Source organism: Oligoflexus sp., from assembly GCF_035638955.1.
In the GTDB taxonomy this organism is placed as follows: Bacteria; Bdellovibrionota_B; Oligoflexia; order Oligoflexales; family Oligoflexaceae; genus Oligoflexus.
On the sequence record NZ_DASQYZ010000112.1, the window covers coordinates 1 to 20,705 of the forward strand.

At 52.4% G+C, this 20,705-nt stretch carries 20 protein-coding genes and 1 tRNA gene; 15 read left to right on the top strand and 6 right to left on the bottom strand.

The genetic code is table 11. The features are described 5' to 3' along the window. Positions 1-258 precede the first annotated feature (258 nt). From iscB to VE954_RS10475, 4 genes are all read left to right on the top strand, one after another. The gene (gene iscB, locus VE954_RS10460) at positions 259-1,554 is read left to right on the top strand and encodes an RNA-guided endonuclease IscB (protein ID WP_324952400.1); all 1,296 of its coding nucleotides are present in this window, start codon (positions 259-261) and stop codon (positions 1,552-1,554) included. Positions 1,555-1,641: 87 nt separating this feature from the next. Next, positions 1,642-2,583 carry a thioredoxin-disulfide reductase gene (gene trxB, locus VE954_RS10465; protein ID WP_324952402.1) on the top strand — a complete coding sequence of 314 codons (942 nt, stop codon included), beginning with the start codon at positions 1,642-1,644 and terminating at the stop codon, positions 2,581-2,583. 9 nt (positions 2,584-2,592) lie between these two features. After that, positions 2,593-3,567, top strand: coding sequence for an Mrp/NBP35 family ATP-binding protein (locus VE954_RS10470; RefSeq protein WP_324952404.1), 975 nt, complete (start codon positions 2,593-2,595; stop codon positions 3,565-3,567). Further along, positions 3,560-3,856 carry a DUF971 domain-containing protein gene (locus tag VE954_RS10475; protein ID WP_324952406.1) on the top strand — a complete coding sequence of 99 codons (297 nt, stop codon included), beginning with the start codon at positions 3,560-3,562 and terminating at the stop codon, positions 3,854-3,856. Before VE954_RS10470 ends, VE954_RS10475 begins: the two co-directional genes overlap by 8 nt. Positions 3,857-3,864: 8 nt before the next feature. Here VE954_RS10475 and VE954_RS10480 read toward each other — a convergent pair whose 3' ends face one another. Further along, positions 3,865-4,299 (bottom strand): Hpt domain-containing protein, encoded by a 435-nt coding sequence (locus VE954_RS10480; protein ID WP_324952408.1) that lies wholly within the window; start codon positions 4,297-4,299, stop codon positions 3,865-3,867. 575 nt (positions 4,300-4,874) lie between these two features. Between VE954_RS10480 and VE954_RS10485 the strand changes: the two genes are divergently transcribed. Further along, positions 4,875-5,354, top strand: coding sequence for a hypothetical protein (locus VE954_RS10485; protein ID WP_324952410.1), 480 nt, complete (start codon positions 4,875-4,877; stop codon positions 5,352-5,354). Here the strand turns inward: VE954_RS10485 and murB are convergent, their stop codons facing one another. Genes murB through sucC form a run of 4 tightly spaced genes read right to left on the bottom strand, consistent with a single transcriptional unit; the run spans position 5,355 to position 8,939 of the window. Continuing rightward, the gene (gene murB / locus VE954_RS10490; protein ID WP_324952412.1) at positions 5,355-6,314 is read right to left on the bottom strand and encodes a UDP-N-acetylmuramate dehydrogenase; all 960 of its coding nucleotides are present in this window, start codon (positions 6,312-6,314) and stop codon (positions 5,355-5,357) included. Continuing rightward, positions 6,311-6,874 (bottom strand): O-acetyl-ADP-ribose deacetylase, encoded by a 564-nt coding sequence (locus VE954_RS10495; RefSeq protein ID WP_324952414.1) that lies wholly within the window; start codon positions 6,872-6,874, stop codon positions 6,311-6,313. The genes murB and VE954_RS10495 overlap by 4 nt, the downstream gene beginning before the upstream one ends. A gap of 3 nt (positions 6,875-6,877) precedes the next feature. After that, positions 6,878-7,762 (bottom strand): succinate--CoA ligase subunit alpha, encoded by an 885-nt coding sequence (sucD, locus tag VE954_RS10500; RefSeq protein ID WP_324952416.1) that lies wholly within the window; start codon positions 7,760-7,762, stop codon positions 6,878-6,880. A gap of 19 nt (positions 7,763-7,781) precedes the next feature. Next, entirely contained in the window at positions 7,782-8,939 is a 1,158-nt protein-coding gene (sucC, locus tag VE954_RS10505) for an ADP-forming succinate--CoA ligase subunit beta (protein ID WP_324952418.1), read from the bottom strand. Positions 8,940-9,039: 100 nt separating this feature from the next. On the opposite strand from sucC, the gene VE954_RS10510 reads away from it, so the two are divergent. Then, positions 9,040-9,993 carry a UDP-glucuronic acid decarboxylase family protein gene (locus VE954_RS10510; protein WP_324952420.1) on the top strand — a complete coding sequence of 318 codons (954 nt, stop codon included), beginning with the start codon at positions 9,040-9,042 and terminating at the stop codon, positions 9,991-9,993. Between the two features lie 879 nt (positions 9,994-10,872). Here the strand turns inward: VE954_RS10510 and VE954_RS10515 are convergent. Further along, positions 10,873-11,181, bottom strand: coding sequence for a hypothetical protein (locus VE954_RS10515; protein WP_324952422.1), 309 nt, complete (start codon positions 11,179-11,181; stop codon positions 10,873-10,875). 210 nt (positions 11,182-11,391) lie between these two features. On the opposite strand from VE954_RS10515, the gene VE954_RS10520 reads away from it, so the two are divergent. The 9 genes from VE954_RS10520 to VE954_RS10560 all read left to right on the top strand — a co-directional run bounded on the left by VE954_RS10520 (position 11,392) and on the right by VE954_RS10560 (position 20,702). Continuing rightward, a complete protein-coding gene (locus tag VE954_RS10520) occupies positions 11,392-14,814 on the top strand; it encodes a methylmalonyl-CoA mutase family protein (protein WP_324952424.1) in 3,423 nt (1,140 codons plus the stop codon). 185 nt (positions 14,815-14,999) lie between these two features. Continuing rightward, positions 15,000-15,902 carry a ParA family protein gene (locus VE954_RS10525; RefSeq protein ID WP_324952426.1) on the top strand — a complete coding sequence of 301 codons (903 nt, stop codon included), beginning with the start codon at positions 15,000-15,002 and terminating at the stop codon, positions 15,900-15,902. 11 nt (positions 15,903-15,913) lie between these two features. Next, the gene (locus VE954_RS10530; protein ID WP_324952428.1) at positions 15,914-17,044 is read left to right on the top strand and encodes a ParB/RepB/Spo0J family partition protein; all 1,131 of its coding nucleotides are present in this window, start codon (positions 15,914-15,916) and stop codon (positions 17,042-17,044) included. A gap of 87 nt (positions 17,045-17,131) precedes the next feature. Next, positions 17,132-17,965 (top strand): bifunctional DNA-formamidopyrimidine glycosylase/DNA-(apurinic or apyrimidinic site) lyase, encoded by an 834-nt coding sequence (gene mutM, locus VE954_RS10535; protein WP_324952430.1) that lies wholly within the window; start codon positions 17,132-17,134, stop codon positions 17,963-17,965. 486 nt (positions 17,966-18,451) lie between these two features. Then, positions 18,452-18,736 carry a helix-turn-helix domain-containing protein gene (locus VE954_RS10540; RefSeq protein ID WP_324952432.1) on the top strand — a complete coding sequence of 95 codons (285 nt, stop codon included), beginning with the start codon at positions 18,452-18,454 and terminating at the stop codon, positions 18,734-18,736. A gap of 137 nt (positions 18,737-18,873) precedes the next feature. After that, a tRNA-Ile gene (locus tag VE954_RS10545) sits at positions 18,874-18,950 on the top strand. Between the two features lie 124 nt (positions 18,951-19,074). Then, positions 19,075-19,416: a GIY-YIG nuclease family protein gene (locus tag VE954_RS10550; RefSeq protein WP_324952434.1), complete on the top strand. Its 342-nt coding sequence runs from the start codon at positions 19,075-19,077 to the stop codon at positions 19,414-19,416. Between the two features lie 16 nt (positions 19,417-19,432). After that, positions 19,433-20,035 carry an NUDIX hydrolase gene (locus VE954_RS10555; RefSeq protein ID WP_324952436.1) on the top strand — a complete coding sequence of 201 codons (603 nt, stop codon included), beginning with the start codon at positions 19,433-19,435 and terminating at the stop codon, positions 20,033-20,035. A 169-nt stretch (positions 20,036-20,204) separates the two neighbouring features. Then, positions 20,205-20,702 (top strand): SgcJ/EcaC family oxidoreductase, encoded by a 498-nt coding sequence (locus tag VE954_RS10560; protein WP_324952438.1) that lies wholly within the window; start codon positions 20,205-20,207, stop codon positions 20,700-20,702. Positions 20,703-20,705: the final 3 nt, after the last annotated feature.

Genomic DNA, 20,705 nt, shown 5'->3' on the forward strand with positions numbered 1-20,705 from the left:
TCACCCGCCACTAAAGTGGCAGGCATGAAAGAAGGAGACGGAATTCATGCTTAGTTGACCCGACTCAGCTCGAAAGAGCTACGTTGCGAGCGAATCCTATAGGCACCCCCGGATGCTTCACCAGTCCTGGGCCCTGCGGCAGGTGGTTAAACAGATGTAAGAGGTTAAGTCAGTGCTGCTTGCAAATAAACCGTTCGACAACATTGTCAAGGTGACCTTTATCCGCGAAAGCGGAAAACTTTGAGGTAACTCAAAAACATGCAAAGAGTTTTGGTTCTATCAAACAGCAAAAAGTCGCTTATGCCTTGCCACCCGGCAAGAGCAAAAGAACTTTTGAAGAAAAAAAGGGCAGCGGTGTATCGGCGCTTTCCTTTTACCATCATTCTGAAAGATCGCACCGTTGGAGATGTTCAACCAGTTGAGCTTAAGGTCGATCCAGGAAGCAGGATCACAGGCATTGCCTTTGTGGGCGAGTTCAAACGCGGTGAACGCGTGATCTTCGCTGCTCATCTTTTCCACCGAGGTCAGGCCGTAAAAGATGCCCTTGAGTCGAGAAGGTCGCTTCGCCGCTCGCGTCGAGCGAGAAAGACCCGCTATAGGGCTCCAAGGTTTTTGAATCGTACAAGGCCAGAAGGGTGGCTGCCGCCATCGCTTATGTCTCGCGTTGGAAACGTTCAAAGTCTGGCCAATAAACTCCTAAGGTTTTCTCCCATCTCGGCGATAGCTGTTGAAACGGTCCGCTTTGATATGCAAAAACTGGAAGATCCGGAAATATCCGGCACCGGGTATCAGCAGGGCTCTCTCCTCGGTTATGAGGTACGGGAATACCTTCTGGAAAAATGGGGTCGCCATTGTGCCTATTGTTCAAAGCAAGGAGTTCCGCTTGAAGTGGAACACATTCGTCCCAAAAGTCTTGGCGGATCGAGCAGGGTCAGTAATCTGACCCTTGCATGTCGCCCATGCAACGAAAAAAAAGGCAGCCGGTCCATCGAGGACTTTTTGAGGTCAAAAAAGGATCTTCTTTCAACGATCTTGAAAAGTGCAAAAGCTCCGCTCAAGGATGCCGCCGCAGTCAACGCATCACGCTACGCCATAGGCGACGCCCTAAAAACATTATGCCTGCCCATAAGCTTTTCCTCCGGCGGGCGGACCAAATTCAATCGCTGCCAGCAAAATTATCCTAAGGACCATTGGGTGGATGCCGCTTGCGTGGGTGAGAGTGGCCGCAGAGTCTTCATTCATCCCCTTCATAAGCCGCTCCTGATCAAAGCTGAATCAAAGGGATCGCGACAAATGTGTTTGCCTGATAAATATGGGTTTCCTCGCACGGCTCCGAAAGCACAAAAGCGTGTCTTTGGTTTTCAGACTGGGGATCTTGTTGAAGCAAAAGTGACAAAAGGCAGAAAGATTGGCATCTATCAAGGCCGCGTTGCTGTCAGGTCGACGGGTAATCTTAATATCAAAGCGGAAGGGAAAATCGTCCAAGGCATCAGCCATAAGTTTTGCCGTATCCTACAGAGAGCCGATGGTTACTCCTATGCTGTGAACTCCTGAAAAACAGGATAACCTTTGATCCAGGAGATAGCTCACTCCCAATTCCTCCCATCGATGAATCGGTGGGTATCCTTGTGAGGAAATATTATGAATATGACCACCAAGCCAGTTCGCAATGTTGTCATCGTCGGGACCGGACCTGCGGGTCTGACAGCAGCCGTTTACGCGGCCCGTGCCAATCTCAGTCCTGTGATCTATGCCGGGATTATGCACGGAGGTCAGCTGACCACGACCACCGAAGTGGAAAACTTTCCTGGCTTCGAACACGGCATAATGGGTCCAAAATTGATGCAGGATATGAGTGCTCAAGCGGAACGCTTCGGCACTGAGATTATCTACGATACCATCACCAAGGTGGATTTTTCCGGTCCCATTAAAAAGCTGTGGACCGATAGCGAAGAAATTCACGCCAAGGCTGTGATTCTGGCCACGGGCGCGACCGCCAAGACGCTCCAGATCGATGGCGAATGGTCGCTCATGGGGCGCGGTGTTTCCACCTGTGCAACCTGTGATGGTTTCTTTTTCAAAGGCAAGCGCGTGCTCGTGGTCGGTGGCGGCGACTCGGCGATGGAAGAAGCCAATTACCTCAGCAAACTCTGCAGCGAAGTGATTCTGATTCACCGTCGCGAGGTGTTCAAAGCTTCGCCCATCATGCTGGATCGCGCGCGTAAGAATTCTAAGATTACCTTTAAAGTGCCGTTCACGATCAGCTCCTTGAAATCGGACAACACGGGACTGACCGGTGTGGTTCTGCAAAACACCGAGACAGGAGCTCAGGAGGAAATGGTCATCGATGGTTTGTTTTATGCCATCGGTCACACCCCCAATTCCTCGGTGTTCCTGCCTTTTGTGGATATCGACGATCATGGCTACATCAAAGTCACGAACCATACGACGACCAAAACTCCTGGCATTTTTGCAGCCGGTGATATCGCCGACCCCCATTTCAAACAGGCGATTACCGCGGCCGGCATGGGCTGTCAGGCGGCAATCCAGGCTCAACATTACCTGGAAAGCCTTTCAAACTAGGAGCAAGGTGTGAGCTTTCTCAAAAGAATTCAGGAAAAATTCAGCGGGAGTCAGGAGCCGCGACCGGCGTCCCCGACTCCGGCGCCTTCGGCCCCCAGTCCCACGCCTGCATCGGCAACAACCCGCGCTCCTGGAGCGCATGCGCATGTGCCGCCCAAATCCGGTGCGCTGGATCAGGTGAAGCATCTGATCGCAGTGGGTTCCGGCAAAGGCGGGGTGGGAAAATCCACGGTCGCTTTGAATCTGGCTCTGGCCCTGGCGCAGGAAGGCCATAAGGTTGGTATCGTCGACGCTGATGTCCATGGTCCGTCCCTTCAGCAGATGACGCGGGCTGCGCGACCGACGATGACAGATGACGATCTTCTGGTTCCTTCAGAATATGAAGGCGTCAAGGTCATGTCGATCGGGATGTTTGCCGCCCCGGGTCAGGCGCAGCTGATGCGCGGACCCATGGTGACCCAGGTCATTCGCCAGTTCCTGACTCAGGTGGTCTGGGGTGAACTGGATTATCTCGTGATCGATCTGCCACCAGGCACGGGTGATATTCATTTGACCCTGGCGCAGATGGTGCCGCTGAGCGGCGCTGTTCTTGTCACCACCCCGCAGGAAGTCTCCCTGATCGACGTCCGCAAGGCCGTGCATATGTTTCAAACAGTGAACGTGCCGGTGCTCGGAATTGTTGAAAATATGAGCTACTTCATCTGCGATGGCTGTGACAAGAAGCATTATATATTCCGGAGCGGCGGCGGCAAAAAGCTGGCTGCTGAAGCCGATGTCCCGCTGCTTGCCGAACTGCCACTCGATCCTCGCGTGGCGGATTCCGGCGATGCTGGAGTGGCCTTCGTGGTCAGCAATCCTTCATCAGCGGTCGGCCAGGCTTATCTGGAGATGGCGAAGCAGGTGAAGAACCAGCACGCAAAACTGCAGCGTGATAGCGATGGAGCTATGGGCTATTTCCTGTTGGAGTGGAAACGCAATGTCTGATCAAGCGCGTGTGAAACGCATCTGGCAACAGGATGATCGCACTCTGGCTATCAACTGGACCGATGGCCGTAAGAGTCTTTATGATGTCGTGGAACTGCGTCGGCAGTGCCGTTGTGCGAATTGTGTGGATGAAATGACTCGCAAGCGAACGCTCAATCCGGATGAGATTCCCGAAAGCGTGCGTCCAGTCAAAGTGGAATCCGTGGGGCGCTATGCCCTCACCATTCATTTCACTGACGGACATCGGACCGGCATCTATCCGTTTGAAAGGCTGCGCGAGATCGGCTGAATCCGCTCTTAGTGTGATCGACTGTTCATATGCTGGATCAGGGCTGCTTCCGCGGCTTTGTATTCTGCATTTAAGATGGCCAGATGATGGCCGTCCAATCGCATCTTGGTCGAAGTCTCGGCCTGTTCCAGAATCATGAGGACATCCGACAGCCGCAGCGCACCCACGTTGTGAGCCATGCCCAACATTTTGTGAATCAAATAATTCACTTCGGTTTCATCGTGTTTTTGCAGAGCCACAGCCAATTTTTTCAGATGATCCGTAATGTTCTTTTGAAAGATGCTGAAGAGCTTGGGAAGCAGCGGATCGTCGGTGATGCCCTCATCCATCGCTTCGTATTGCGCAAGAAGCGAATCATTGAGGATGTCCTGTGAAGATGTGAGTTCGATATCCTGTTCCTCAGATGGTTCGGACGATTGTTGGGCTTGAGACATGTTGTTCATCTTCTTCTCCTCTATGGTAAGGATCATCGACTCCAGGGCCATACTTCACACCTTAATTGTGTCGTAAAAGCGTACGCCTTTTTTTAAGTACGATTCGCTTCCTGCATGAGCCTCCCTTCAAAGCCACGGTATATCTGCAAAAACGATTCCACTCTTTACTCTTTTGTAAGAATTATTATGGCTCATTTTAGTCGACCCTCGGCCTCGCCTCTGAACGCCTTGGTCGGAAATGGTCTGCTTGATCGTATGGTTTCTAAAGCTGGCGCATGAGGGCTTGTATCCAGTCATCTCTATGTAGAAGGCGCAGGCTACGGATAAGACAGCCTCACCCCCTTAAGGATGCTGGGCTGGCGTCGGCAGACGCCATGCAGGCAAGTGAAATTCACCTTTTTCGCCTCTTACTTCACGGTCAGATTTTTCCAATATTTTGTTTGACATCAGGGGTTTGTGCGAACACCGAAAGCCTCGGGAGAGAAGGTGTGAATTCAGGGACCGCGTTGTGCGATAGAGTGCTTGGCGTTCGGCGAGGAGCATCGCGGGACAGCCCTGGCAGAATCATCTAGAGGAGACACATCATGAATCAGACCATGGCCTTGACTTCGATCTTTGGATCGCAGCCGCATAACAAGGTGCGTTCGGTCAAAACCGAAATCGAAACCCGTGACCTTGCGCTCGTGGAGCAACCCAGGATTGTGTTGATTGATGATGATCCGGTCTATGGCGCTGTCATTGGTCGCTGGGCTGCTTTGGAAGGCGTGAAAATGGATGTCTTCAATTCCCTGGATGATCTGGGTTTTGTCGGTCTGCTAGCCAAGTATGATGTGGCGATCGTGGATTATGATCTGGGCGATATAAGTGGCAAGGATGTGGCTGACTACATGACGACTCTTTTTGGCAACAAACCCATGGTGATGATCAGCGTGGTGGACCGCAGCAAGGAAATGATGAGCTGCCCGTCGTGCGTCAAAACCTTCATGAAAAAATCAGCCGGTTATGAAAAAATTCTCAATGCTGCCCTTAAGCTGCGTTTAAACATAAGGGCCGATGGTCAATGATTAGCTGCCAGGAGTGCTCTTTTTTTGAAAAAGCGCCCGTAACGGTTGGAGTTTGTCCTCCAGCAGACGATGGGGCTTTTTCTCACTGATTTTTTTTGCCAGATCAGCTGGCAGCTCGCCCAGAATTTCCATTTCATATTCCATCCAGACGCCAAATTCCTTATAAACCAGCTCGCGCATGGCCAGAGTCAACTCAAGGATGTCCCGGCTGCCGGCGCCTTTGTTATAAACGAAATTTGCATGCTGGGGGTTCAAAGCCACTTCGGGGCGACTCAGCTTGTGAGCTCCAGCTTTATCGAGCAGCATGCCGCTGGGAATGCCAACCGTGTAATCATTCTTAAAGACGCAGCCGCAGGTGGGATAATGGAATTGCCCTTTCTTCACGCGGTCCTGCTCATAAAAATTCATGCGGCTTTCGATGGATCCACGTACGCCTTCGACCAGCTGCAGAAGTGCAGCGGCCACAATTGCGCCATTGTCCATGAAGATGGTATCCTTATAGCCGCGAAAGATGCCGTCTGCAGCCGTATACACGCGAATCGTGCCATCGGGTAGAACAGCATGCACTTCCTTCGCCACCTGACTGATTTCGCCGCCGTAGCACCGCGCATTCATGCGGACCGTGCCCCCAATCTGTCCCGGCAGACGATTCATCCAGGCAATGCCATCAAGTTTGGCATCAAGCGCTGCTTTGGCCACATCGGTGTTGTCGGCGCCGGCTTCCACATAAAGGCTGGTGCCACGCACCTCGATGTGTTTCATGCGACGGAAAACAATCACAGCACCGGTCCAATCCTCGTCGAGCACGAGCGAGTTGGTGCCTCCACCGAGCACGAAATACTTCTGCTGGGTCACATGGAGCGCCTGAACAATACGGCTGAGATCTTCAATGGTCTTGGGTTCATAAAGGGCCCGGCAACGTCCGCCGGTTCGATAATAGGTCAAATCCCTTAATTTCAAGTCTCGTCCCCCTCGGCTTCGGGAAAGCAGGCGAAGAGAGCCTTTTGATAGGCCTTGTAGGTTTCGCTGTCAAACAAAACCATGGTTATGCGACGGAGAGCCTGGGGCCTGTCGTCACAAAATGATCGGATGGTTTGCATGGCAACCTTTGCGGCTTCCGCCACCGGGTAACCATAAATTCCCGTACTGATCGATGGAATTGCGACATGAAGTAAATTCGATGCAGCAGCCAAATGTAGGCTGGACTGATAACACGACTGCAGACGTTCGGCTTCCCGCTCGTGGCCACCTCGCCAGATGGGGCCGACCGTATGAATGACTTTTTTTGCGGGCAGACGACCGGCGGTTGTGGCCACAGCCTGGCCCGTTTCACAGCCGCCGATGCGCTCGCATTCTTCAAGGATACTGGGCCCACCGGCCCGGTGAATCGCACCGTCGACACCACCGCCTCCACGAAGAGACGTATTCGCAGCATTCACCATCGCATCGCAAACGAAGCTGGTGATATCACCTTGAAAGAGGTCGACCGCAGTTCCCCGGTAATGACGTAGGCCCAGCATGGATTATCTCCGTCTTCTCTCCAGAGCGGTTTTCAGCGACTGGCCGATATCCGCTGGACTCTTGGCAACGACAACGCCGGCTTCTTCCAAAGCGGCCATTTTTTCGGCGGCTGTTCCACTGCCACCCGACACGATAGCCCCGGCATGACCCATGCGCTTGCCTTTAGGTGCGGTTTGACCCGCAATGAAAGCAGCCACAGGTTTTTTGATATGATCTTTGATGAACTTCGCCGCTTTGATTTCCGCGTCGCCACCGATCTCACCGATCAGAACGATGCCTTCCGTCTGCGGATCGGCTTCAAAGAGCTGCAAGACGTCGATGAAGTTGGTGCCGATGATGGGGTCACCACCGATGCCCACGCACGAACTTTGACCGATGCCCATCGCTGTCGTTTGACCCACGGATTCGTAAGTCAGAGTTCCCGATTTGGAAACGATACCGGCCGAACCCACCTTGTGGATGTGACCCGGCATGATCCCGATCTTGCACTGGCCAGGCGTGATCACGCCGGGGCAGTTGGGGCCGATCAGGCGTGATTTGGAGCGTTCCAGAGCTTTTTTCACCGGAATCATATCCAGAACCGGAATGCCTTCGGTGATACAGATAATGAGTTCGATTTCAGCATCAATCGCTTCCAGGATCGCATCTGCCGCGTAGGGGGGCGGAACGAAAATCATCGAAGCGTTGGCGCCAGCTTTTTCGCGGGCTTCGTGCACGGTGTTGAAGATCGGCAGATCGCTCACACCTTTTTGTCCGCCTTTGCCGGGAGTCACACCACCGACAAAGCGGGGGGCGTACTCGTGAGAAAGACGGGTGTGGAATTCACCAGACTTGCCGGTGATCCCCTGAGTGATAACGCGGGTATTTTTGTCGACAAGAATAGACACGTGGATGCTCCTTCAGTCTTTACTTCACAAGTTCGACGATTTTCTTGGCGCCATCGGCCATATCGCTGGCGGCATAGAGGTTCAGGCCGGATTTTTTCAAAATCTCCTTGCCCTGCTCCACGTTGGTACCTTCCAAACGAACCACCATAGGGACGCGCAGACCGAGTTCCTTGGCCGCTGCCACCACACCGTTGGCGATCACATCGCAGCGCATGATGCCGCCGAAGATGTTGACGAAGAGTCCCTTGACGCCTGGATCCGCGAACAGAATACGGAACGCGTTGGTGACCGTTTCCTGGGACGCGCCACCGCCAACGTCGAGGAAGTTGGCTGGTTTTCCACCATAATGCTTCACGATATCCATGGTCGCCATAGCGAGACCGGCGCCGTTCACGAGGCAACCGATGTTGCCATCCAGACCGATATAGCTCAGGCCGAATTTGGAAGCGGTGACTTCGCGCTCGTCCTCTTCCATATAATCACGGAAAAGTTCCACATCCTTCTGCCGATAAAGAGCGTTGTCATCGAAGTTCATTTTACCGTCGAGCGCGAACATTTTCCCCTGATCATTGACGATCAGCGGATTGATTTCGAGCATCGAGTAGTCGTACTTGATGAACATCTTATAAAGATTGCGAATGATCGGGGTCATTTCCTTCTGCTCGGCTTCCGGCAGATTCATCGCCCAGCTCAGCTGGCGAATGTGGTGACCCTGCAGGCCCACGGTGGGATCGACGATCACAGTCGCGATTTTTTCCGGGGTTTTGGCAGCCACTTCCTCGATATCCATACCGCCTTCGGTCGAGAACATGATGCCGATGCCGGCGTGCTCACGATCCAAAAAGAGGGCGAGATAGTATTCCTTAACGATCTTGCTCCCGGCCTCAATGTAGACCTTGTGGACCTTCTTGCCCTCGGGAGCCTGGTGCGTGATCAGGTTCATGCCGATCATGGCTTCCGTGATCTTTCGGCATTCCTCTGGGCTCTTGGCGAGCTTGACACCACCAGCTTTGCCGCGTCCGCCCGCGTGCACCTGGGCTTTGACAACAGCGACTTCAGTTCCGAGACGGCGCATGGCAAATTCTGCTTCAGTAGGATTGGTGGCCAGGTATCCGTCAGGAACCGGCACACCGTTTTGCTTGAAGAGTATTTTTGCCTGGTATTCGTGGATGTTCATTTAATCCTCCGGAGCATCGACAAATCATTTGCAGGTCGCAATAGGCTAACATACTATGATCGGACCTTGCATCCTTAATCACGGACACGGAGGGGTTTTGATGCCATTGCCGACAACAGGTCGCGTTCTTATTGCTGGCGGCGCCGGCTTTCTTGGGAGCCATCTCTGCGATAGATATATTGGCAGGGGCTGGGAAGTCATCTGTCTTGATAATTTTCATACCGGGCAGAAGTCCAACATTCGGCATCTTCTCGCGCATCCAAATTTCGAACTTGTGCGCCATGATATCGTTGAGCCCTATCTTGCCGAAGTGGATTTAATACTAAATTTTGCCTGTCCCGCAAGCCCTGTGCACTACCAGAGCAATCCGATCAAGACCATGAAGACGTCGGTGCTGGGCACGATGAATCTTTTAGGCCTGGCGAAACGCGTCGGGGCCCGTCTGACTCACGCCAGCACTTCGGAGATTTATGGCGATCCTCTGCAGCATCCGCAGACGGAAGCCTACTGGGGCAATGTGAACTCGATCGGTCCACGCAGCTGCTATGACGAGGGCAAGCGAGCGGCGGAAACTCTTTGCTATGATTATAACCGTCAGCATGGAGTTGACGTGCGTCTGGTCCGCATCTTCAACACCTATGGACCGCGCATGGCTATTGATGATGGCCGGGTCGTTTCCAATTTTATTGTGCAGGCTTTGCAGGGGCAGGATATCACCATTTACGGTGATGGCTCGCAAACGCGATCATTCTGTTACTGTGATGATCTGATCGATGGCATCATTGGTCTTACCGAACAGGACGAGACTTTAGGTCCCATGAACTGCGGCAATGCCAACGAATTCACGGTCGCCGAACTTGCGGAACGTGTGCTTCGTTTGACTGGCAGTCGTTCGCGTCTGGTGCAAAAACCACTGCCGCAGGATGATCCCAAAGTTCGTCGGCCCGATCTGTCACTCGCCCAACAACTGCTCGACTACAAGCCTAAAGTCGAACTCGAAGAAGGCTTGAAAAAGACCATCGAATATTTCCGCACAGCACTTCAGCAGCGCTAAAAATTTATCATTTTTCAGGTTGAAAGATGGGCACCCGTCCTTACGGACGGGCTATGCCAAACGAGCCATTTGGCGGCGAAGGGGGATAAACCCACGGGATAGGGACTTCGTACCACTAGGGCGAGTTGGACCAGAAAAACGGGGAAGAGACGTGTTTTCCTGATACCGTTTCAGGTACGGCATGTTGAGAGTACATCTGTAATAAAGCTACGCGAATTCCTGTGACTATTCGGGCCTTCCGCTGTTCGGCTTCCGAAGAGCTAATGTTTTGATTGAAATGGAAGTTTTCGATCATTTTAGGGCTTTCACGTTCTTGCATAATTTCGGGGGTCGAGAGCGAATGGGGCTACTGGACCTGCACCTGAATCTACGGGCAGCTGCTCATGTTATCCAATACTTTGCTTGGGCCCACGCAAGTACCATTCTTCCAACGGTTTCAAGCTTACAAATCATTTATGGCCGAAAAGAGTTTATTGTAGGAAAGCAAGACCCTATAAAATCAGCATCTTGTACAAATTGATATACAGTATGAATGGCATTACACCCTGGAATGGAAGATGATCTTTACGGAAAACTTTTTCATGGTGATCAAAAATGGGTATAATTATGTAGAGATCTTTCCGTGCAGCAAAGGTTGGATATTTTTCGTGAAAGGCTTTCTGTCACCGAATTTCCAGGTTTTGAGCCTTATCGGCATAGGGAGCGCCGCAGGCTGACGTAATGAATCAAACCCCGCCGATGCAGGCTTTGCAGTTCCGGCTATGCAGAAAGACGCAGATATTTTCACGGTGAAAATCCTGAGCGGAAGCGCAGGAAGAAGAGAAGGCGAGCAAGGCATTGGAAAAGCCTCCAGCAAATTGTGGAGGCCTCCTCGGCTTCTTAGCCTTCCTGACGAACCATGGTCTGCATATAGTTGTTCTGACCTTGCACAACCACACCACCCACAGGAGACCAGCCCTTACCGATGTAGTAGTTCACTTGATCTTCCAGATTGCGAACTGAGTCTTCGACAAAGAGTTTGTACTCCAAAACCTTGTTGGCTCCCGTTTGCCGGTTGGCCGATGCGGGAGAACTGGCGCTGGATTTTCCAACGCTTTTGCGGGCGCTGCTCTTGACGGCGTTCTTGGTTTTGACCACCGTCTTTCTGCTTTTGCCTTTGCTGCCAGCGCCCTTCTTCGACTTTGCCATTCGTAGCCTCCGATTCATAATATGAAATTGCAGCCATTGTACACCATGTTCAAGGTGCTGAGAACAAAGCTACCTTTTTCCGAGGCTTCAGCTCAATCGCATCCTGCACTTTTCAGGGGCCACTTTGACGTTTTTTGGCCTGCAGAATCCTAGCCAAACTCGATTTGGCCAGGCTATAAGATTGGCACAAGAATGAAGGAGTGAAGGCCCATGACCCTTTCCCAGGCAACGGTATACAAACCCCAACATCAAATACGTATTGTCACCGCGGCATCTCTGTTCGATGGTCATGATGCGGCGATCAATATCATGCGTCGTATATTGCAGGCCTCGGGAGCCGAAGTGATTCACCTGGGCCACAACCGATCGGCGGCTGAAATCGTCGAATGCGCGATTCAGGAAGATGCCCAGGGCATTGCCATCACCTCGTATCAGGGTGGTCATCTGGAGTTCTTCAAATATATTCATGACCTCCTGAAGGAACGTCAGGCCAACATCCGCGTCTTCGGCGGCGGTGGGGGCACGATCCTGCCCACGGAAATCGCGGAGCTGCACGCCTATGGCATCACGCGCATCTATTCTCCGGATGATGGTCGCGCCATGGGTCTCCAGGGCATGATCAATCATCTTCTGCAAAGCTGCGACTTCAGCACGCAGAAGCCACCTGTTGAGGCTCTCCTGCCTTTGGTGACGCAAAAGGATCCGCAGTCCATTGCCCGCGTGATTTCGGTGGCCGAGAATTTTGCCGACTATCGGGAGACTCTGCAGAAGCAGGTCCAGACTCTGCGTGGGGATCGCAAGGTGCCCGTGCTGGGTATCACAGGAACAGGTGGAGCCGGCAAGTCATCACTGGTGGATGAACTCGTGCGCCGCTATCTGCGCGCGCATCACGATAAAACCGTGGCCATCGTTTCCGTTGATCCTTCGAAACGCAAGACCGGTGGGGCTTTGCTGGGCGACCGCATCCGCATGAATGCGATTCACCACCCACGCGTCTATATGCGTTCACTGGCCACACGTCAATCCAATTTGGCGCTAAGCAAATATGTGCAGGATTCCATCGAGGTCTGCAAAGCCGCTGGTTTTGATCTCATCATCGTGGAAACCTCGGGCATTGGTCAGTCTGATACCGAGATCGTCGAACATTCGGATGTCTCGCTGTATGTGATGACGTCGGAATACGGAGCCGCCACGCAACTGGAAAAGATCGATATGCTCGACTTTGCCGATGTGATTGCCATCAATAAATTCGACAAGCGTGGCTCGCTGGATGCCTTGCGTGATGTCAGGAAACAGTACCGCCGCAATCATAATTTTTGGACGGGATCGGATGATGATCTGCCCGTGCTCGGCACGATTGCCTCGCAGTTCAACGATCCTGGCATGAATCTGCTTTACAATCGCATGATCGAGATTCTCAACAGCAAAACTCAAAGCAAGTTTCAAACCCTTGTGCACCAGGAGCTTGGTGCGAGCCAAAGACGTTACGTCATGCCCCCGGATCGGGTGCGGTATCTGGCCGAGCTGAGCGAAAATCACGAGCAGTATAAATCCTTCACCCAGCAGCAGGTGTCCATCGCGCGTCAGCTTTTTCAGATCCTTGGCACCATTGGATCGTTGCGCAAGGCCCCGCTCTCCACCGCTCGTTATGTCAGCAGCTTTGAAACTTCGACCAGCGATACGCCAGTCATTCAGGAGCTGATCAAACATTACAATGCGCTGGAACCGAGACTGGATCATGAGTGCAGGCAGATGCTGGTGAGCTGGCATGAACTGAAAGAAAAATATGCCGGTCCTGTCTATCAATACAAAGTTCGTGATAAAATTTTTGAACAGAGTCTGATCACCGAATCCCTGTCACATCTTAAAGTTCGCAAGGTGGCTTTGCCTCGCTATGAAGATTGGGGTGAAATCCTGGGCTGGTTGCTGACTGAAAATGTTCCCGGTGAATTTCCTTACGCGGCTGGAGTTTTCCCGCTCAAACGCGAAGGTGAGGATCCAGCTCGTATGTTTGCGGGTGAAGGTGGCCCGGAGCGAACCAATAAGCGCTTTCATTACGTCTCCCATGGTATGCCCGCCAAGCGCCTGTCCACGGCCTTTGACTCGGTCACACTCTATGGTGAAGATCCCGATCATCGTCCGGATATTTACGGCAAGATCGGCAACTCGGGCGTCAGCATTGCGACGGTCGATGATGCGAAAAAATTATACTCCGGCTTTAACCTGGCCCAGCCGAATACCTCGGTGTCCATGACCATTAATGGTCCCGCGCCCATGCTGCTGACTTTCTTTCTGAACACCGCCATCGATCAGCAATGTGAACTTTATGTTCGCGAGCAGGGTCTGACCGCGCAGGTCGAAGAAAAAATCAAAGCCATCTATCGCGACTATGATGGAGCGCGACCTCGTTATGATGGCGAGCTGCCCGAGGGCAATGATGGCCTGGGTTTGCTGCTCCTGGGTGTGACCGGTGATCAGGTGCTGCCGCGGGATGTTTATGAAAAGATCAAGGCCAGTACGCTGAAGCAGGTGCGCGGGACCGTGCAGGCGGATATTCTAAAAGAAGATCAGGCGCAGAATACCTGCATTTTCTCGACGGAATTCGCCCTGCGGATGATGGGCGATATTCAGGAATATTTCATCAAAGAGCAGGTGCGAAACTTTTATTCCGTCTCCATCTCGGGCTACCATATTGCCGAGGCCGGCGCCAATCCCATCACCCAGCTGGCTTTCACGTTGGCCAATGGCTTTACGTATGTTGAGTACTATCTGTCCCGCGGCATGAATATCGATGACTTTGCGCCGAACCTGTCGTTCTTCTTTTCCAATGGCACCGATCCTGAGTATGCCGTGATCGGCCGTGTGGCTCGACGCATCTGGGCCAAGGCGATGAAACACAAATACGGGGGCAATGATCGTTCCCAGAAGCTCAAATATCATATTCAAACCTCGGGACGCAGTCTGCATGCCCAGGAGATCGCCTTCAACGATATCCGGACCACGCTGCAGGCGCTTTACGCGATTTATGATAACTGCAACTCCTTGCACACCAACGCTTACGACGAGGCGATCACGACCCCAACGGAAGAATCCGTGCGAAGGGCCATGGCGATCCAGCTCATTATCAATAAGGAACTCGGGCTTGCCAAAAACGAAAACCCGCTGCAGGGTTCCTTTATCATCGAGGAGCTGACCGACCTGGTGGAAGAGGCGGTGATGGCTGAATTCAGGGCGATTTCCGAGCGTGGCGGGGTGCTTGGTGCCATGGAACGCATGTATCAGCGCTCCAAGATTCAGGATGAATCGCTTTATTATGAATCCTTGAAGCATACCGGCGAGCTGCCCATCATCGGTGTGAATACGTTCCTCGGCAAGGACGGATCGCCGACGGTGATTCCAGCCGAGGTGATTCGTTCCACTCAGCAGGAAAAGGAATTTGCGATTCGATCCACGCATGACTTCATCAAGCGAAATGCCCGTACCGCGGACGAGGCGTTGACTCGATTGAAGCAGTCGGCACTGGACGGCAAGAATATTTTCGAGTGTCTGATGGATGTGGGTCGCATGTGTACGTTAGGACAGATTTCCCAAGCGCTCTATGAAGTGGGTGGTCAGTACCGACGGAACATGTGAGCGGAATTCATAAATTGGTCATATCAGCAAAAATGCCCTTAAAATAAAGCCGTATCAGAGCCTTCGATGTGAGCTGTACATCATGTACAGCTCCGACTTTTTTTCTACGCTTGTTGCCCCCCACGAAAACCGGTACCGTATTTCCTAGACATCATAACAGTATGTATCGATTGAAGGGAGGTCCCATGCGTGAACCTGGTTCTCATGTTATCACCTTTGCCAATATTAAGGGTGGCGTCGGTAAGACGACCTCGGTAACCAACATTGCATTTTTGCTTGGTACCGTCCTTGGCAAACGCGTTCTGGTGATTGATTCCGATGATCAAGGCAATGCCACCAAGGCTTTGGGTGTCCGCGATCTGTTTGATCGCAACCAGGAAACGCTCTGGCATGCGCTCCGTAACAAGCTGTCCTATGATCAGGTGATGGTCGAGAGCCCCTATAAGAATATTTGGGTCATACCTTCCACCAAGGACCTGAAAGCGGCGCAGACAGAATTTGGTCGTTCGGCCCGTGGTTTGAAACTCTTCAAGCATCTTCTCAAAGGGGTGGACAAAAATTTTGATTTTGTCCTGATCGATACCAAGCCTCAGATCAACGTCCTTTTGCAGGCGGCCCTGGCGGCTTCCAACTGGTATTTGATCCCAAGTTTCCCTGAGCCGGATAGTTATGATGGCTTTTTGGATCTGGTTGCCGAGTGCGAAGAGATTCATGAAGAGGAGAATCCCCAGCTGCATTGCCTCGGCGTGATGCTGAGCTGCGTGAAGAAAATCCCGGCCCATGATTCTTATGTCCGCTTTATCAGCAAGCACTTGAAAAGCGCCAGGGTCAACCTTTTGAAACCTGCCATCCGGGTGTCCAATGCTGTGGCAACGGGTAACCTGCAGAGCTGTCCAGCCGCCGCCTTGCCCAGCGCCCGTTCAGTCAAGGATGATTACCTGAAACTCACCAAGGTCCTGCAAAAGCAGGTGGCTGCGAAAAAAATCGAACGCCCTGATCTGGAACGCCTGGGTGTCATCCGGGAGAAGGTCCGGGATGAAAGTGAGTGGCAGCTGGCCGATGGTCATGAAGAAATCAATCTGCTCTAAGCGAGGTCCCCATGGCATCCATGCGTGAAACGGCCAAAAAGAATCTTGATAAGATGGTCAAGGGCGCGGCGCGTGAAGTGAACACCTCACGGACCGGCGCTTCGTCTGCGGGTCCAGCCAAGCCAGCTCCGGCAGCGCCTCCAGCAGCAGCCGCTGCTGCTGCTGCTGCGGCAGCAGCGGCTGCATCAGCAGAAACGGCGACCGCAACTGCAGCTCCAGCCCCAGCTCGGGAACCGACCCGGACAGCGCCTGCTCCCAGCTCGGTTTTTGAACAGCTGCAGGCGCAGATCGAAAAAAACGGCAAGACCATTCAAAAGGTCCCGGTCGACAGCATCAAGCTGCACGAGAATATTCGTGAAGCCTATAATCAGGATCATCTGAAGATGCTCGCGGAATCCATTCAGAAGGATGGTCTGATTCAATTTCCCACCCTCTGTTTGAAAACCGGAGCGAATGGCGAATATTCGTTTGTTTGCAAAAACGGTCATCGCCGCATCCTGGCCGCGAAGATGCTGGGCTGGAAAACCATTGAATGCGTGATTCTGCCTTTTGCCTCGACGCGTGATGAGCTTTATCACACGATCGCAGCCAACCTGCGTGAAGATGTTTTTTATCTGGATCTGGCGCAGGCTTATCAGCAGGCGAATCATCTGGGTGAGAGTGATCAAGCCATTGCCGAACGCGTGGGCGTCAATCCCCGCACCGTGGGTTGGTATCGGCGTCTGACCAGCATGGCTCCCGAATGCCAGGCTCTTTGTCGGCAAAATCCCGATATTTTCCATGCAACCTGGGCCATTCAGATGGCGCGTAAGGGAGAATTGCCTCCCCTTGCGGTTTTGATGAAGCAGATGCAGTTTATGCTCGCTCGTCATCAGGCTCTCAAAGAAAATCAGGATGAAACCCCTCAGCCGGATCGTTTACCGAAAACGATCGATGTGGAACAGCAGAAAAAAGCCAGGGATGGGCTGAAGGCTGTGTTCTCAGGCGCGCGTGGTCCATCCGAGGCCCAGCAGGCTTGGCAACTTGTGGAGCAGCTCTGCGTTGCTGGCTACTTTAAACCAGCATTGCTCAATCGCATGCGGCGCCAGCTGCTGCCTGGCTCGCAAAAAGCCGCCCGTCGTCCCTCGACCGCCGAATCGTAATCACCTTGTTTCAGCGCTGAATTATTCCTATGATCCTCCCTTCGCACCATCCCAGACCGGGATGGTGGTGCAAGGGAGCGTTTTTTTATGCCTGAATTGCCAGAAGTGGAATGTTTGACCCGTGCTGTGCGATCAGTCATCCTGGGCAAAAAACTTGATGACATGGTCTTTCATCGACCTGATCTCCGGTGGCCGATTCCCATGCAGGATCTGAGGGAATTGATTGCGGGAAAAACCATACTCTCCGTGGAACGCCGTTCCAAATATCTTTTGATCGAAACGGAAAGCGGCTATGCCATCATCCATTTGGGAATGACCGGCAATATGCTGTTCAGTGCGGAATCCATTGGGTCATGGAACCACACCCACGCGAGTTTTCGCGTGATCGATGATTCCGGAACACTGGGCTATCTGCATTATGTGGATCCCAGACGATTCGGCTGTATTCTCTGCAGCTCGCGCGATGCCCTGCTGCAGCATCCTCTGTTGAAAGATTTAGGACCGGAACCTTTGGCCACAGAGGCGCTGGATGAGATCCTGTTTGAACGCAGTCGCGGCAAAACCGTGGCTGTGAAGAACTTTCTTATGGACGCACACAATGTCGTAGGCGTCGGCAACATCTATGCAAATGAAAGTCTGTTTTTAGCTGGGGTGAAACCTTCACGAAAAGCATCATCGGTGAAACGGGATGAATGGAAAAAAATCAGTGATGCGATCCAATCGGTGCTTCATGCAGCAATACAAGCTGGCGGAACAAGCTTCCGCGACTATAAACATGTCGACGGAGAACCGGGTTATTTTGAACTCTCACTGAGTGTTTATGGCCGTGGTGGTGATCCTTGTTTGCGGTGCAAAACAGAGATAAGCAGCAGCAAAATTGGGGGTCGTGCGACATACTTTTGCCGCCGTTGCCAACGCTGAAAAGCCCGTCCCGCATACGCTGAGCCACAAAACAGTCGGAATTGACATATCTGAAAAGGCTGGGTTCCTGTGTGATTTCAGCGGGTTACACAGCCTTCCCGGCACCGCGCAAAAAAATTTGAAGAGAAGCACAAAAAACCTCACTAAATATGTTGACATTGTCTCTCAAACTGCTAATTTGTCGCAGCTAAGGCATTGAGTTCACGTCAAGCCACCACGGAAGATCCGCAGGAGTCCTGCAAAAAGCCCTTCCGAGTTGAAACTGATGTGTTGATCGTATACGAGAGATGCCAAAGTTTGCTTGTGAACTGGAGTTCACGGCAGGTAAGACAGGACAGAGCTGCAGGATGCGGCCGCCATCGGTCCCTGGATGGGGAAGAGATGTTGAAAGAATGGATGTCTTGGGTCCTGTGTGAGCGATGGGGTACCAAAGTTTCTTGCGGATGTGAGGAACGGGATAAATAGCCAAATCGGAGGAAATCAGCTATGATGACACCGGAAAACACGAATGATGCTGCACTCAACTTCGACACATCTTCTGTCACTTTTCCCCCCGGAACCAAACTGCGCGAAATCGAGCGCATTGTGATTCTGGAAACTCTGAGACAGAAAAACTTCAACCGTACGCATACCGCCCGTGCCTTGGGAATCGGTATCCGCACGCTGCAACGCAAACTGAAGCGTTACGGCGCGTCTGACTGGGGTCTCAAGACCAAAGTTGGCGGTGAAGACATGGTGGAAGGCGGAGAAAGCCCTTCATTCACCAACTAAGTTCCAGCCTCGTGCTGAACAAGAGCCCTGCAGAAGTGCGGGGCTCTTTTACTTAGGCCTGGTCCAGTCCTGTCGAGCATTTTGGATTCAAAATGGTTGACAGCAAAAAGGCGAACCCTTATAAAGTGTCTTCCGATGGGGATGTAGCTCAGGTGGTTAGAGCACACGCCTGATAAGCGTGAGGTCGGAAGTTCGAGTCTTCTCATCCCCACCATCAAAAAAACCCGGTTGACGAGAAATCGCAGCCGGGTTTTTTGCGTTCGATAACCGCAGCCCAAGGACATTCCCTCTCCATGATGTCATTTCCGTTCCCGGCGAATTCCGTCTAAAAGCAGGAAATGAGAACTTATTACGTCTACATTCTGAGTGATCGATACCGAAGTCTTCTCTATACCGGCGTCACGAATAATCTGGAACGTCGTCTGTTCGAGCATCGATCCCAACATAACCCGAACAGCTATACGGCACGCTATGACATCACTTATCTCGTTTATTTCGAAACGCATGGGTTGGCCGCCTACGCTGCGATCCGGGAAAAGGAGATCAAGCGCATGTCGCGTTTCGAGCGCGAGCAGCTTATCCGACAGTTCGAGGCTGAGGAAAAAAACTGCCCGCCCCATTTGAAAAATCCCTATGCACCACCGGGTCGACTGCGCATTCGTCCTCAGCCGCCCTGGTAGAAAAGGTCCGATGTTCATGATGGAGCTTGTACAGACTCTGCAAAGCCTGGCTCAAACCGGTCTCGCTTATACCAAGGATCCTTTTGACCGTCAGCGATTTGACGCTATTCTGGGCCTTGCCGTGAAGCTCCTGCAGCAGAAAACAGGCCTTGCACAGGACCAGGCTGAGGCTTTGATCCTGGAGGATCGCGGCTATCGCACACCGAAGGTCGATGTGCGCGGCGGCATCTTTCACAAAGATCGTATTCTGTTGGTTCGGGAAAGGTCGGATGGACTCTGGTGCCTGCCAGGGGGGTGGGCAGATATCAACGAGACACCAAGGCAGGCTGTGGAACGAGAACTCTTCGAAGAAACAGGATTGAAAACCCAGGCCCTGAAGCTCGCCGCTGTCCATGACACCAACTGCCGCGGACCGAAACAGTTTTATCATTCCTACAAACTGCTGTTCGTCTGTCACGCTCAGGAAGGACAACCCCATCCCACGGCCGAGACCAGCGCTGCTGATTTTTTCCCCCGGGATGCGTTGCCGCCGCTCTCCGCAAAGAGAACCACGATCGAGCAGATCGATCTTCTCTTCCATCACTGGTTAAATCCTGAGCGACCCACCGACTTTGATTAAGGGTAACCCCCAAGCCGCCCTTTCGATTCCTTACGTTGATCAACCAACGGCGATCACTCTGCGTTCTTAATTTCATTTCGGCAAGGGCGTGCTTCGCATTTAAAAAGTTTCCCGGTAAGATGATCCCCTTCATGAACCAGCATCGACTCTCATTATGGAGGGAGACACCATGTGCCCACAATTTTCCGGATCCCCTTATGGAGCGAGCAGCGAGGAAGCTCAGATTGAAAAACTTTATCTGAGTGTGATTGAAGGTTGGAATCAACACGATTCCAAAAAGATGGCCGCGCCCTTCGAGACGGATGGTTTGATCATTGGCTTTGATGGAACTCATCATTGCGGCGCCAGGGCTATTGAGGATTCCGTGGGTCAGATCTTTCGCGATCATGCTCCACCGCCTTTTTTGGCCAAGATCAAAGGCATTCGTTTCCTGACCCCCGACGTGGCTCAGCTGGAAGCCATCGTAGGTATGATCCCGCCCCAAAAAACCGAGATGGATCCCAAGCTGAATGCGTATCAGATTATGACCGCGGTACGCCGTTCCAAGCAGTGGATGGTGGCCCATTTCCAAAACACTCCGGCTCAATTGCATGGACGACCGGAAGCTATTGAATTGATGACTCAGGAAATTTTGCGCCATAACTCAAATAATAACAGACAGTTATAGTAA

Excerpts from the sequence above, each read along its gene's own strand:
- VE954_RS10520 (WP_324952424.1), top strand. The coding sequence starts at position 11,392 with ATGACCCTTTCCCAGGCAACGGTATACAAACCCCAACATCAAATACGT.
- VE954_RS10530 (WP_324952428.1), top strand. The coding sequence starts at position 15,914 with ATGGCATCCATGCGTGAAACGGCCAAAAAGAATCTTGATAAGATGGTC.
- VE954_RS10475 (WP_324952406.1), top strand. The coding sequence starts at position 3,560 with ATGTCTGATCAAGCGCGTGTGAAACGCATCTGGCAACAGGATGATCGC.
- VE954_RS10480 (WP_324952408.1), bottom strand. The coding sequence starts at position 4,299 with ATGAACAACATGTCTCAAGCCCAACAATCGTCCGAACCATCTGAGGAA.
- VE954_RS10485 (WP_324952410.1), top strand. The coding sequence starts at position 4,875 with ATGAATCAGACCATGGCCTTGACTTCGATCTTTGGATCGCAGCCGCAT.
- VE954_RS10540 (WP_324952432.1), top strand. The coding sequence starts at position 18,452 with ATGATGACACCGGAAAACACGAATGATGCTGCACTCAACTTCGACACA.
- VE954_RS10510 (WP_324952420.1), top strand. The coding sequence starts at position 9,040 with ATGCCATTGCCGACAACAGGTCGCGTTCTTATTGCTGGCGGCGCCGGC.
- trxB (WP_324952402.1), top strand. The coding sequence starts at position 1,642 with ATGAATATGACCACCAAGCCAGTTCGCAATGTTGTCATCGTCGGGACC.
- VE954_RS10560 (WP_324952438.1), top strand. The coding sequence starts at position 20,205 with ATGTGCCCACAATTTTCCGGATCCCCTTATGGAGCGAGCAGCGAGGAA.
- VE954_RS10550 (WP_324952434.1), top strand. The coding sequence starts at position 19,075 with ATGAGAACTTATTACGTCTACATTCTGAGTGATCGATACCGAAGTCTT.
- VE954_RS10495 (WP_324952414.1), bottom strand. The coding sequence starts at position 6,874 with ATGCTGGGCCTACGTCATTACCGGGGAACTGCGGTCGACCTCTTTCAA.
- VE954_RS10555 (WP_324952436.1), top strand. The coding sequence starts at position 19,433 with ATGATGGAGCTTGTACAGACTCTGCAAAGCCTGGCTCAAACCGGTCTC.
- iscB (WP_324952400.1), top strand. The coding sequence starts at position 259 with ATGCAAAGAGTTTTGGTTCTATCAAACAGCAAAAAGTCGCTTATGCCT.
- VE954_RS10525 (WP_324952426.1), top strand. The coding sequence starts at position 15,000 with ATGCGTGAACCTGGTTCTCATGTTATCACCTTTGCCAATATTAAGGGT.
- VE954_RS10515 (WP_324952422.1), bottom strand. The coding sequence starts at position 11,181 with ATGGCAAAGTCGAAGAAGGGCGCTGGCAGCAAAGGCAAAAGCAGAAAG.
- mutM (WP_324952430.1), top strand. The coding sequence starts at position 17,132 with ATGCCTGAATTGCCAGAAGTGGAATGTTTGACCCGTGCTGTGCGATCA.
- sucC (WP_324952418.1), bottom strand. The coding sequence starts at position 8,939 with ATGAACATCCACGAATACCAGGCAAAAATACTCTTCAAGCAAAACGGT.